General features: G+C 66.4%; 8 protein-coding genes. 1 reads left to right on the forward strand and 7 read right to left on the reverse strand.

Going from position 1 to position 12,438, the window contains the following annotated elements; all coding sequences use genetic code 11:
• Window positions 1–162: 162 nt before the first annotated feature.
• From cobA to nirB, 6 genes are all read right to left on the reverse strand, one after another.
• Window positions 163–1,014, reverse strand: a complete 852-nt coding sequence (gene cobA, locus C8C94_RS01060) for a uroporphyrinogen-III C-methyltransferase (protein WP_055400212.1) — start codon at window positions 1,012–1,014, stop codon at window positions 163–165.
• Window positions 1,011–1,934: a DNA-binding protein YbiB gene (gene ybiB / locus C8C94_RS01065; protein WP_121419393.1), complete on the reverse strand. Its 924-nt coding sequence runs from the start codon at window positions 1,932–1,934 to the stop codon at window positions 1,011–1,013. Before ybiB ends, cobA begins: the two co-directional genes overlap by 4 nt.
• A 168-nt stretch (window positions 1,935–2,102) precedes the next feature.
• Window positions 2,103–4,940 carry a nitrate reductase gene (locus C8C94_RS01070; RefSeq protein WP_121419394.1) on the reverse strand — a complete coding sequence of 946 codons (2,838 nt, stop codon included), beginning with the start codon at window positions 4,938–4,940 and terminating at the stop codon, window positions 2,103–2,105.
• Between the two features lie 100 nt (window positions 4,941–5,040).
• Window positions 5,041–5,439 (reverse strand): nitrite reductase small subunit NirD, encoded by a 399-nt coding sequence (gene nirD, locus C8C94_RS01075; protein WP_055400217.1) that lies wholly within the window; start codon window positions 5,437–5,439, stop codon window positions 5,041–5,043.
• A gap of 93 nt (window positions 5,440–5,532) precedes the next feature.
• The gene (locus C8C94_RS01080) at window positions 5,533–6,336 is read right to left on the reverse strand and encodes a type IV pili methyl-accepting chemotaxis transducer N-terminal domain-containing protein (protein WP_121419395.1); all 804 of its coding nucleotides are present in this window, start codon (window positions 6,334–6,336) and stop codon (window positions 5,533–5,535) included.
• A gap of 26 nt (window positions 6,337–6,362) precedes the next feature.
• Window positions 6,363–8,807: a nitrite reductase large subunit NirB gene (gene nirB, locus C8C94_RS01085; RefSeq protein WP_121419396.1), complete on the reverse strand. Its 2,445-nt coding sequence runs from the start codon at window positions 8,805–8,807 to the stop codon at window positions 6,363–6,365.
• Between the two features lie 353 nt (window positions 8,808–9,160).
• On the opposite strand from nirB, the gene C8C94_RS01090 reads away from it, so the two are divergent.
• The gene (locus C8C94_RS01090; RefSeq protein WP_121419397.1) at window positions 9,161–10,924 is read left to right on the forward strand and encodes a bifunctional protein-serine/threonine kinase/phosphatase; all 1,764 of its coding nucleotides are present in this window, start codon (window positions 9,161–9,163) and stop codon (window positions 10,922–10,924) included.
• 193 nt (window positions 10,925–11,117) lie between these two features.
• Here the strand turns inward: C8C94_RS01090 and C8C94_RS01095 are convergent, their stop codons facing one another.
• The gene (locus tag C8C94_RS01095) at window positions 11,118–12,332 is read right to left on the reverse strand and encodes a nitrate/nitrite transporter (RefSeq protein WP_121419398.1); all 1,215 of its coding nucleotides are present in this window, start codon (window positions 12,330–12,332) and stop codon (window positions 11,118–11,120) included.
• Between the last annotated feature and the right edge of the window lie 106 nt (window positions 12,333–12,438).

A 12,438-nucleotide genomic window follows, 5' to 3' on the forward strand; every position in this document is an offset into this window, starting at 1 on the left:
GGCGGGTGGCAACAATGCGCGGCCCGTGAGGGTCGGGGCTTGGCGAAGACTCTCTTCAGAGTCTGCGCGCGGCGATGCTATCAGCTTTGGATAGATCGCTCGCCTGCTGCGGCGCTGTGGAGCCGGCCGGTGCCGCGCACAGCCGCAGGCACCCCCACGTCGTCAGACAGCGCGCCGCGCCCGGGGTGCTTCGGATTTTTCTGACGTGGAATGCATCGCGTCCTGCGACGCCAGCGCCACACCCCGCACCACATCCCCCACAACGATCACCGAGGGGCTGGCGAGCCCGTCGCGCGTGATGGTGGTGTGCAGTGCGCCCAGCGTGGTCACGGCGTGGCGCTGCTGGGGCAAGCTGGCATGCTGGATGATGGCCACGGGCGTGCTGGCGGGCAGGCCGGTGAGCAGCTCCTGCTCGATGGTGGCGGCGCCACTCACACCCATGTAGATCACCAGCGTGAGCTTGGCGTCGCGGGCCGTGGCGGCCAGTTGGCGCCAGTCGGTGCCCGCATCGCCGGGCTTGGCGTGGCCGGTGACGAACACCACGCCGTGGGCATGCTCGCGGTGGGTGAGCGGCGCGCCCAGCGAGGTCAGGCCCGCCAGGCCCGCCGTGATGCCGTTGATGACGGTGACCGGCACGCCTGCCGCGCGCAGGTGCTCCACTTCTTCTCCACCCCGGCCAAAGATGAACGGGTCGCCGCCTTTAAGGCGCACCACGTTCTCACCCTCGTTCACCGCCATCAGCATCAGCTTCTCGATGAAGGCCTGGGGCGTGCTCTTGCAGCCACCACGTTTGCCCACGTAGACGATGCGGGCCGTGGGCGACGCGTGCGCCACGATGGCGTCGCTCACCAGGTCATCCACCAGCAGCACGGTGGCGGCCTGGATGGCCTTGAGCGCCTTGATGGTGAGCAGTTCCGGATCGCCGGGGCCAGCGCCCACCAGCGTGCAGCTGCCTCCCGTTCCGAGGTGGGGCTTGGAAGGGGGCAGGGTGTTGGTGTGCGTGGGGCGGCTCATGGGGATGTCTCCGAATTGGTTTGTTCCGCAAGTCGCAAGATATGTTCCACCTGGCGCTCAATCGCAGGCGGAATCGGCAACTCGCCCGCCAGCACGCAGCGGGTGTAACTGGCCGTTGTGGCCACGTCGATCTCGGTGGGTAAGCCGGGCACCTCGCTGGCGGTCCCGGGCTGCTGTGATTCCAGCACCGCGTGCATGCCGTGCACAAAACCGTCGTATCGCGGTGTGCGGCGCGGATCAGTAGCGACCTCGCCCTCCAGCCCACGCGAGAGCAGCGCACTCACGCCCAGTGTGCGAAAGGTGGTCTGCAGCATCTCGAAATATTCAGGGTGTGTGTACGCAGTGACCACCACCGACGGCCCCGCGCACGGGCTCATCAGCTTGACCACGCTGTGCCCCGGGTTGCGCAAGCCCACCACCTCGCGCACAGAGAGCAGGCGCGCCAGGCCTGCGTGCAGGTGTTGGGTGTGGATATGGCGCACGGTGCCGTTTGCTATTTTTTCAGGAGCTGTTAGCGAAGGTACATCAAGCGCTAGAAGCACATCGGATGCCAAAATGCGCCGCGCCTCGGTGCGCATGCCGTGCAGCAGCACGGGCAGCCCCTCGCGCGCCAGCAGCAGCGCCAGCAGCGGCGTCAGCACCGGCAGCTTGCGCGCGCCGTTGTAGCTGGGCAGCACGATGAGCGGGCGGTCGGTGGCGGGCAGCAGGGCCAGGCGCTGGTGCGTGGCATCCAGAAAGCCGCACATCTCTTCGGACGTCTCCCCCTTGATGCGCATGGCCAGGCAGAACGCGCCGATCTCCAGGTCGCTCACCTGCCCGTCCAGCACCTGGCCGAACAGGTCGGTGGCCTGCTCGCGCGACAGTGGCTTGGCGCCGCGCGCGCCGCGGCCGATTTCCTTGATGTACTGGGCGATGGCCATGGTCTTTGGTGGCGGGACTTGTGAAACAGGGCTTCAGCGTCGTTGTTTCGGCTTGCCGTACAGGCGTACTGTCTGTGCCGAAAGCGCCTGGCTGCAGCCCTGTTGCACAAGTCCTGGTGGGGATTGTTGGTTTGAAGGCTATTTTCTCGCAACCCAGAGAACTTTTGGTTATATGGTGGCCTGCGCCAGGGGCTTGGACGCCAGTGGCCCCGTGGCGCGCACCATGCGCTTGAGTTCGGGCAGGCACGAGCCGCAGTTGGTGCCGCAGCGCAGCTTGCCCTGTAGTTGCGCCAGCCGGTCGTCGTCGGTTCCGTGGCAGTGCGCCAGCTCGGCGGTGATGGCGGTGTCCGTCACGTTGAAGCAGGTGCACACCGATTTTCCACGCGACTGCACGGCCACGGGTGCTTTGGCGCCGGGCACGAGCAGCAGGCGGCCATAGGTCTGCGCGGGCAATTCTTCCTGCAGCAGGGTCTTGAGCCAGCCCTCGGCGCTGGTGTCGCCTGCGAGCACTATGCCTTCGAGCGTGGTGGTGTCCCCATGGCGTGCCAGCCGCGCGGCGCGGCGCTGGCCGCGTTTCTTGTCGGCATAGCGCAGCGTGTCGGCGCCAGTCAGGCCCATCAGGGATTCGATGCGCTCCACGGTGGCGTCGGGCGGTGCCTCGTGCGCGGCGGCGCGCAGCAGCACGCCCACGCGCTCACGGCCGGGTTCGCCCAGCGGTGTGTTGTTGCTGAAGGGCACGCAGCTCGCAAACGGAAACTGCGCCATCAGCGCGGACAGCACCTCGCGCGTGGCCTGGGCGCTGTCGGCGGGCAGCCAGGCCATGGCCAGCAGCGTCCAGGGCAGCTCGGCCTTGAGCACCTTCACGGCCGCGTGCTTGAGTTCGGGTTGCTTGGACGTGGGGCAATAGGCCGAGGTGGTGAGCGCGTTCACACCTGCCAGCCGCTCGCCGGTGGAGGAACACCCGCTCAAAAATTCGCTGCCCCAGTGCATGGCCATGAAGGCCTGTGACAGGCCCACCGTGGTATCGGCCTGCGCGGGCACCACGATGGTGCCGCGCTTGCTCGTCACATAGACCAGGTCGCCGTTCTTCAGGCCGCGCCGTTCCATGTCCTGTGGGTGGAGCTGCACGCTGGGCTCGGCTACATGGCCGAACAGGCGGCCCAGTGTGCCGGTGCGCGTCATGCCGTGCCACTGGTCGCGCAGGCGGCCGGTGGTCAGGCTGAAGGGGTAACGCGACTCGCGCTGCTCGGCCGTGGGTTGCCAGGCGTGCGCGGCAAAACGGGCGCGGCCATCGGGGGTGGGGAACACGCCGTCTTCGTACAGGCGGGCCTTGCCCGTGGTGGATCCCTCAGGCAATGGCCACTGTTGGGGGCCTGCAGATTCGAGCGTCTCCCACGACAGACCGGTGATGTCCAGGTCGCGTCCGCGGGTGCTCTCGCGGTGCTCATTCCACACAGTTTCGGCGCCCTGGTCGGCGTCGTCAGTGGTGTAGGGGAACAGCGTGGGCTGGCCGGGGCGTAGGCGCGCCTCCAGCTGGTGCGCAAACTGCACCGCAATGGCCCAGTCGTGGCGCGCCAGGCCGGGTGCGGGCACGGCAGTGCGCACGCGCGAGATGCGGCGCTCGCTGTTGGTCACCGTGCCGGTCTTTTCACCCCAGGTGGTGGCGGGCAGCAGCAGGTCGGCATAGGCACAGGTGGCGGCGCTGGCAAAGGCTTCTTGCACCACCACAAACTCGGCGCGCTGCAATGCGCGGCGCACGGTGGCCTGGTCTGGCATGCTTTGCGCGGGGTTGGTGCAGGCAATCCACAGGGCCTTGATCTCGCCGTCGGCGGCGGCCTGGAACATCTCCACGGCCGTCTTGCCCGGCTTGCTGGGCACGTCGGCCACGCCCCACAGTGCGGCCACCTCGGCGCGGTGCTGCGGGTTGGCCAGGTCGCGGTGGGCGCTGAGCAGATTGGCCAGGCCACCCACTTCGCGCCCGCCCATGGCGTTGGGCTGGCCGGTCAGGCTGAACGGGCCCGCGCCGGGCTTGCCGATCTGTGCGGTGGCAAGGTGCAGGTTGATGAGCGCTGCGTTCTTGGCCGTGCCGCTGCTGCTCTGGTTCAGGCCCTGGCAGTACAGGCTGAGCGTGGCTTTGGACTGCGCAAACCACTTGGCGGCGGTGGTCAGGTCGGCCACGCTGATACCGCAGGTCTGCGCCACGCGTTCGGGTGTGTAGTCGCGCACCAGGGCCTTGAGCTCGTCAAAGCCCGTGGTGTGCGCAGCGATGTATTCGGCGTCCGTCCAACCCTCCCACAGCATCAGGTGCAGCATGCCGTTGAACAGCATCACGTCGCTGCCGGGCTGGATGGGCAGGAACAGGTCGGCCATGCCGGCCGTGTCGGTGCGGCGCGGGTCGGCCACGATGACCTTCATGCCGGGGTTGCTGGCGCGCGCGTCTTCGATGCGGCGGAACAAGATGGGGTGTGCCCAGGCCGCGTTGCTGCCCACGATGAACAGGCACTGTGCGTGTTTCACGTCGTCGTAGCAGGCGGGGGGCGCGTCGGCGCCCAGGGTCTGCTTGTAGCCCGCCACGGCGCTGCTCATGCACAGGCGCGAGTTGGTGTCGATGTTGTTGGTGCCGATCAGGCCCTTGGCCAGCTTGTTGAAGACGTAGTAGTCCTCGGTGAGCAATTGGCCGCTCACGTAAAAGCCCACGGCATCGGGGCCGTGGTTCTGGATGGTGTTTGCGAATTTTTCGGTGGCCAGGTTCAGCGCGGCGTCCCATGGCAGGGGCTGGGGAGCATCGCTGCGTTGCGCGCGGTGCAGGGGCTGTAGCAAGCGGGTCTGCAGCGTGATGGGGCTGCTGGCCGTGAGGTGCAGGGTCGAGCCCTTGGTGCACAGGCGGCCAAAGTTGGCGGGGTGGGAGGGGTCGCCGCGCACGCCGGTGATCTGCGCGCCATCGGATTCGATGATCACGCCGCAGCCTACGCCACAGTAGGGGCAGGTGGATTTCGTTTCTTGCATGGCGTGGATTCCAGATGTTTTTGGGCTCTAGCGCTTAATGGAAAAGCGCTGATAGCTATGTATTTAATAGCTTTGGTGTTCGATGGGCGTTGCGGGGTGATCAGGCCGCCAGGCCGCGCCGCGCCGGCCCTGCTACGGGGCGCGTCAAATCGACCGCATGCTCGTCCAGCTCCAGGGCATCCAGATACACCGCGCCATCTTCCACCTTCACGGCGAACTTGGGCGTGCAGCCTTCGTCGGGAGCCGATGCCTGCCCATCGCACAACCCAATCGTCCAGTTGTGCAGCGGGCACGCCACCTGCGTGCCAAACACAATGCCCTGCGACAGCGGGCCGCCCTTGTGAGGGCAGCGGTCGAGCAGTGCGAACACGCCTCCGGCGTCGTTGCGGAACACGGCCACATCCAGACCCTGTGGGCGCGCCACACGGCGCGAGCCCAGCACGGGGATGTCGTCCACGCGGCAGATCAGCTTCCATTGCGGGGTGGGGGTTGTGGTCATCGTGGTTCCTTCGGTGTTTTTGGATGTTGTCGGGGAGCCTGCCAGGGTCATCGTGGGGCGGCTCGTTATTTTTTGAGGAAGCCTCGGGTGGGCTCAGGCGGCCAGCGCCGCATACATGCCGGTCACGCGGTCCATGCTGGAGAGCAGGTTTTCGCTGGCCACGTACACCTCGGCCACTTGGCGGTTCACGTTGCCCCCACCCTGCATGCGCTGCAGCGCAGCGTCAAAAAACACCCACTGGCCGTCGGCCAGCTGCAGTTCCTGGCGGATGCGGTTGGTGGCCTGGGGGGCATTGCGCAGCAGCTCGGTGGCTGCGATGAATTCACTGCGGGCCTTGGCGATTTCGGTGGTGGCGGTGGACGCGTCCACTGGCAGCATGGCGGCCAGGTAGAACTTGGCCATGCGCTGGCTCAGCATGCGCTGGCGGCCTGCAATGTTCACCAGGTGGCCCACGGGCTTGCCCGAGGCCGCCTCGTACTGCGTGGTGCCCAGATGGGCCAGGGCCAGCACCTTGGCATCGGCCTGCAGCATGGCGCTGGCGTTGTCGGTGGACGATGTCGCAGCGGCCAGCGTGGTCTTGTGAGCGGCCCAGGCGGTTTCCAGCTTGGTGTACGTTTCGCGGATGGTGGGCGAGGGCGCATAGGCCTTGAGTTCCACCAGCTGGCGCTCGAACAGCGCGATGGACTGCTCCATCACCTGGCGTGCCGTGGGCGTGTCGGCCTTGTGGGCCAGGGCCAGCCAGGCCTTGCCCACACGCTGGCTCAGCATGCGCTGGCGCCCGGCCTTGTTGATGGCGTCGTTGAGGTCGGTGACCTGGGCGTGGGCGCTGCCCAGCGGGGCGAGGGCGCTGCACGCAGCGGCGCAGCTGGCGGCGGTCAAAAGGGTTCTGCGGTGCATGGTGGGGTCTCTCCGGACTTGGGCGATCAGGCGCTCAAGGGCGCGAACTGGCGTGTGTCCACGGCCGCCTTGTCAAAGTCGAACCAGGGATCGGGCTCGCCGTCCAGCGCAAACTGCAGCTGCTCCCACAGCGCCTTGCGGCCTTCGTGGTCTTCCAAAATGCGCTTCTTCACGTAGTCCAGGCCCACACGGTTCACGTAGTGCACGGTGCGCTCCAGGTACCAGCCTTCCTGGCGGTACAGCTCGCAGAAGGCGCCGGTGTACTCCAGCACTTCCTCGGCGGTTTTGAGCTTGGTGAAGAAGTGCGCCACCTCGGTCTTGATGCCGCCGTTGCCCGCCACGTACATCTCCCAGCCGCTGTCCACGCCGATGATGCCCACGTCCTTGATGCCCGCCTCGGCGCAGTTGCGGGGGCAGCCGCTCACCGCAAACTTCACCTTGTGCGGCGCATACATGCGCCACATGGCGCGCTCCAGATCCTTGCCCATCTGGGTGCTGTCTTGTGTGCCCATGCGGCACCACTCGCTGCCCACGCAGGTCTTCACGGTGCGCAGGGCCTTGGCGTAGGCGTGGCCGCTGGGCATGCCGATGTCCTTCCAGACGTTGACCAGGTCTTCCTTCTTCACGCCCAGCAGATCAATACGCTGGCCGCCCGTGACCTTGACGGTGGGGATCTTGTACTTGTCCACCGCATCGGCAATGCGGCGCAACTCATCGGCCGTGGTCTCGCCGCCCCACATGCGGGGGATCACGCTGTAGGTGCCGTCTTTCTGGATGTTGGCGTGGCTGCGTTCGTTGATGAAGCGGCTTTGCGGGTCGTCCTTGGCTTCTTTCGGCCAGGTGCTGATGAGGTAGTAATTGACCGCCGGGCGGCAGGTGGCGCAGCCGTTGGGCGTCTTCCATTCCATGAACTTGAACACCTCGGCAATGCTGACCAGCTTGCTGCCGCGGATCACGTCACGCACGGCCTGGTGGCCGTGGTCGGTGCAGCCGCACATGGCCTTGGTCTTGGGCGTGGCGCTGTAGTCGCCACCGGCGGTGAACATGATGATCTGCTCCACCAGCCCGGTGCACGAGCCACACGAGGCGCTGGCCTTCGTGTGCTTGCGCACTTCATCCAGTGTGAACAGGCCTTTGTCCTTGATGGCCTTGCAGATGGCGCCCTTGGTCACGCCGTTGCAGCCGCAGACCTCGTCGCTGTCCTGCATGGCGGCAGCCTTGCTCTGGCCCTGGTGGCCGGTGTCGCCCAGGTGCGATTCGCCAAACATCAGCTTGTCGCGGATGTCGCTCACGCTGCGGCCGTCGCGCAGCAGCTTGAAGTACCAGCTACCGTCCACCGTGTCGCCATACAGGCAGGCGCCCACGAGCTTGTCGTCTTTGATGACGAGCTTTTTGTACACGCCACCGAAGGGGTCGCTCATCACGATCTCCTCGGTGTCGTCTCCTCCTTGAAAGTCTCCGGCCGAGAACAGGTCGATGCCCGTCACCTTGAGCTTGGTGGACGTGAGCGAGCCCTGGTAGCGGCCGATGCCGAATTCGGCCAAATGGTTGGCCAGCACCTTGCCCTGCTCGAACAGCGGGGCCACCAAGCCATAGGCAATGCCCCGGTGCGCGGCGCATTCGCCCACGGCATAGATGCGGGCGTCGGTGGTGGTCTGCAGCGTGTCGCTGACCACAATGCCGCGGTTCACGTGCAGGCGCATCTTTTCGGCCAGGGCAGTGTTGGGGCGGATGCCCACGGCCATCACCACCAGGTCGGCAGGCACCTCGGTGCCGTCCTTGAACTTCACGCTGGCCACGCGGCCTTCGGCGTTGCCCACCAGCTCTTGTGTTTGTGCTTTCATCAAGAACTGCATGCCGCGCTCCTGCAGCGACTTTTGCAGCATCTTCCCGGCCACATCGTCCAGCTGCCGTTCCATCAGCCAGTCGCCCACATGCACCACGCTCACTTGCATGCCGCGCTTCATCAGGCCGTTGGCGGCCTCCAGGCCCAGCAGGCCGCCGCCGATGACCACGGCGTGTTTGTAGGTGGCTGCCGCGTCGATCATGGCCTGTGTGTCGGCAATGTCGCGGTAGGCCAGCACGCCCTGCAAGTCTTTGCCGGGGATGGGCAGGATGAAGGGGTTGGAGCCTGTGGCGAGGATCAGTCGGTCGTATTCGGCGGTGACCACCGTGCCATCCTTGCTGGTGGCGCTGACCACGCGGCGCACGCGGTCCACGTCGGTCACGGTGAAGCCGGTGTGCAGCGTGATGTGATTGTCGGCATACCACGACCAATCGTTCAGAATGATCTCGTCGATGGTCTGCTCGCCGGCCAGCACGGGCGAGAGCAGGATGCGGTTGTAGTTGGGGTGGGGCTCGGCCCCAAACACCGTGATGTCGTAAAGATCCGGGGCAATCTTGAGCAGCTCTTCCAGCGTGCGCACACCGGCCATGCCGTTTCCTACCATCACCAGCTTGAGCTTTTTCATCGTGACTCCGTCGGTTCTATCGCCTGGGCGATTCGAAAAACAAAAAAGGCGTCCACACGATGCCGTTTCGAATTCCTGTCGAAACCGCATGTGCGGACGCCTTCGTCCGGGCAATCCACCCCTGCGCCATTGCACGGGTGGATTGCGTGACCCTGTGGGGTCGTTGCTGGAGTTAAGCAATGCTTGTGCCAGTCGATTTGCACTGAGGTGGGGCGGCTTCTGGGGGTGTTTTGAGACCCGCGTGTGGGGGGGGGTGCAGTGCTGCCCCGGCTCTGCGCAGGTGCCACGGGGGTATGCCCTTGTCTGGCGCGGGGCGCACCACCTTGGGCACGGAACCTGCAAGGAGCTGGTGCATGACTTTTGAACTGGATTTCGGCCACACCTCGCAGGCTGGGCGCAAGGAGCTGAACGAAGACTTCGCCGCGCTCGTGCTGGGCCAGGGGCGCGACCGTGAGCGCGGAGCCATCGCGGCCATCGCCGACGGCGTGAGTACCGGCGGCAATGGCCGCGAGGCCGCCCAGACTTCAGTGAACACACTGGTGAACGACTATTTCGCCACGCCCGACACCTGGGACACCACGGTGGCGCTGGACCGCATCCTGTCCGCCCACAACGGCTGGCTCGCCTCCATGAACCGGCGCCGCCAGCCTGCGGTGGGATTGACCACGCTGACCGCGCTGGTGCTGTGTGGCCAGTCCTACACGCTGGCCCATGTGGGAGACACGCGCGCCTACCTGGTGCGCGAGGGCCGCCTGCAGCAGCTGACCACCGACCATGTCATGGCGCAGCACGATCTCAGGCACCAGCTCACCCGCGCCATGGGCCTGGACGACCACGTGGTGGTGGACTACAGCCAGGGCGAGCTGCGCAGCGGCGACCTGTTTGTGCTGCTGTCGGACGGCGTGCACGGCAGCGTGCCCGAGCGCGAACTGCGCCAGCTGCTGCGCCAGGAGATACCGGCCCAGGCGCTCACCGACGAGCTGGTGCAGGTTGCCCTGCGCCGTGGCAGCAGCGACAACGTGACCGCGCTGGTGGTGCGGGTGCAGGGCGCGCTGGAGGCCACGCTGCAAGACGAATCGCGCCGCGCCCAGGACCTGCCCGTGCTGCCCCTGCTCAAGGTGGGCGACACCGTGGACGGCCTTACGGTGACAGCCATCGTGGCCGACAACGGCATCCACCGGCTGTACCAGGTGCGCGACGGGGCCACGCAGCGGCTGTATGCCCTCAAGACCCTGCTGCCCGCGCGCGCCCACGACGCCGAAGAACGCGCTACGCTGGCGCACGAGGCCTGGGTGGCGCGGCGCATGCAGTCGGGTCAGGCCGCCGCCCATCTGGCGCGGCTCAACGACTGGCCGGTGGGGGACGGCGGCTTTGGCGATGGCGCCGCAGCCAGCGCGTTTTACCTGCTGTACGACTGGCATTCCGGCGACACGCTGGGGCAGCGCCTGCGCCATCGCCAGCACCTGGCCGTGGGGCAGGCTGTGACGGTGACCGTGCAGGCCGCGCGCGTGCTGGGCTGGCTGCACCGCCAGGGCGTGGTGCACCGCGACATCAAGCCCGACAACCTGCACCTGGGGGACGACGGGGTGCTGCGTGTGCTGGACCTGGGCGTGGCCCTCTCAGGCCGCGAGCCCGAGGCCACCCGCCGCCTGCACGCCGGAACCCCCAGCTACATGAACCCCGAGCAGTGGCCGGGCTATGAAAAGGGCGGCGACCCCTCCGGCCAGCTGCCCGATGCGGGCAGCGACCTGTTTGCGCTGGGGGTCACGCTGTACCAGCTGCTCAGCCACGGGCGCCTGCCCTATGGCGAGGTGGTGCAGTACCAGCTGGGCCGCTACCACCGCGACCCGGTGCCCCCCAGCCGCCACAACCCGGGCGTGCCGATCTGGCTCGACCAGATTGCCCTGAAGGCCGTGGCCCGCAACCGCGCCCAGCGTTTTGAAACTGCCGAGGAACTGCTGCTGGCCCTGGAGCGCGGCGCCTCACGCCCCCTGTCGGCGACCGGGTCCCAGCCGCTGATGCAGCGCGATGCCACGGCCCTGTGGAAGATCGCTCTGGCCGTGAGCGTGCTGGTGAATGTGCTGTTGATTTATTGGCTGCTGTTTTTGCCGCGATAAGAGTAGGTGGTGATTTGCTATTGAAAGGATAGCTTGTGGTGCTTATGAGATAAGCGCTGGGGATTTTTTTGGTCAAAGACCAGTGCAGGGACGGGGGAACGCGGGCGTCGGGCACTGCATGCACGACGCCCGTTGAGCGACTGTCCTTTGGCTGGAAGTGGGGTGAGCGCTGACGCGCTCACGGCTGCGCCGTTCACGCACTGCGCGCACGTCCACCCTTCTCCGCCCACGTGCGCGTCCAGCGGATCTGCATCACCCGCAGTAGCACCAGCATGGCCAGCGCGCACACCGCAATGCCCACAAAGCCCCAGAGGTAGGTGCCGGTGTACTGGCGCGAGATGCCCATGCCATTGGGGATGAGGCCGCCGCCCAGCGCGCCGATCTCGCCGATCATCGAGCCTGCCACCGCCGTGGCCAATGGCCAGCGCAGCGGCACCAGCTGGAACAGGGCGCCGTTGCCCGCCCCCAGGGCCGCAAAACACACCAGGAACAGCAGCATGGTCACGGGCAGTGATTTTTCGGCCAGGCCACACAGCACCATGCTGGCGGCGGTGATGGCCAGCACGCCGGTCAGGGTGTTCACACCGCCCCAGTGGTCCGACAGCCAGCCACCAAACACGCGCAGGGCCGCGCCCAGGAACGCCGCCATCATCGTGAGCTGGCCGGCCGCCACCTTGCTCACGCCGAACTGGTCATAAAAGTAGCTGGGCAAGAAGGTGGTCAGGCCAATGAAGCCGCCAAAAGTCACGGCGTAGATCAGGCTGAAGGCCCAGCCGTCTTTTTCAAACAGGCAGGCGATGTGCTCACGGAAGCTGGCGTGGGGTGCCAGGTCGGGCGGCTCCTTGGCATACACCGCCATCACCAGCGCGGGTATCGCCACACTCACGGCAGCAAAGCCATACACGGCCTGCCAGCCAAACTTCTGCGCCAGCATGGGCGCGAGCAGGGCTGCCACTGCAGTGCCCACGTTGCCGGCGCCCACGATACCCATGGCCAGGCCTTTGTAGCGCGGCGGGAACGAGCCCGAGCCCAGTGACAGGGCCACCCCAAAGCTGGCGCCCGCCACGCCCAGCAGGATGCCCATGGCGAGCAGGTCGTTGTACGAATGCACGAACAGGTAGCCGTAGCCCATGGCCACAAAGATCCCCGCCATCTCGACCAGCGTGGCGTTCTTGCGACCGATGTACTGCGCCAGGATGCCCAGCGGAAACCGCATGAGGGCGCCCGCAAAGATGGGAATGGACAGCATCATGCCCATCTGCGTCGGCGTGAGCTGGAAGGCATCGCGGATGAACGGTGCCATGGCACCGTTGATCACCCAGACTGCGCACGAGAAACCGAAATACAGAAAGGACGACCACAGCGTTGGGGCGTGGCCGGACTTGAGAAACTCTCGAAATTGAAGCATGGCGATCTAGCGCAAAGAGGCTGCTGTGCTGCTGCAAGCACACCCACAACCGGGCAGAAAAACAAAAAGGCGCCAACACGGGCCGCTCGGGCTTGCTGGTTTGTTT

This window comes from Acidovorax sp. 94 (assembly GCF_003634645.1).
In the GTDB taxonomy this organism is placed as follows: domain Bacteria; phylum Pseudomonadota; class Gammaproteobacteria; order Burkholderiales; family Burkholderiaceae_C; genus Acidovorax; species Acidovorax facilis.

What these genes read in the sequence shown, in the direction of transcription:
- cobA (WP_055400212.1), bottom strand. Translation starts at nt 1,014, where the DNA reads ATGAGCCGCCCCACGCACACCAACACCCTGCCCCCTTCCAAGCCCCAC.
- ybiB (WP_121419393.1), bottom strand. Translation starts at nt 1,934, where the DNA reads ATGGCCATCGCCCAGTACATCAAGGAAATCGGCCGCGGCGCGCGCGGC.
- C8C94_RS01070 (WP_121419394.1), bottom strand. Translation starts at nt 4,940, where the DNA reads ATGCAAGAAACGAAATCCACCTGCCCCTACTGTGGCGTAGGCTGCGGC.
- nirD (WP_055400217.1), bottom strand. Translation starts at nt 5,439, where the DNA reads ATGACCACAACCCCCACCCCGCAATGGAAGCTGATCTGCCGCGTGGAC.
- C8C94_RS01080 (WP_121419395.1), bottom strand. Translation starts at nt 6,336, where the DNA reads ATGCACCGCAGAACCCTTTTGACCGCCGCCAGCTGCGCCGCTGCGTGC.
- nirB (WP_121419396.1), bottom strand. Translation starts at nt 8,807, where the DNA reads ATGAAAAAGCTCAAGCTGGTGATGGTAGGAAACGGCATGGCCGGTGTG.
- C8C94_RS01090 (WP_121419397.1), top strand. Translation starts at nt 9,161, where the DNA reads ATGACTTTTGAACTGGATTTCGGCCACACCTCGCAGGCTGGGCGCAAG.
- C8C94_RS01095 (WP_121419398.1), bottom strand. Translation starts at nt 12,332, where the DNA reads ATGCTTCAATTTCGAGAGTTTCTCAAGTCCGGCCACGCCCCAACGCTG.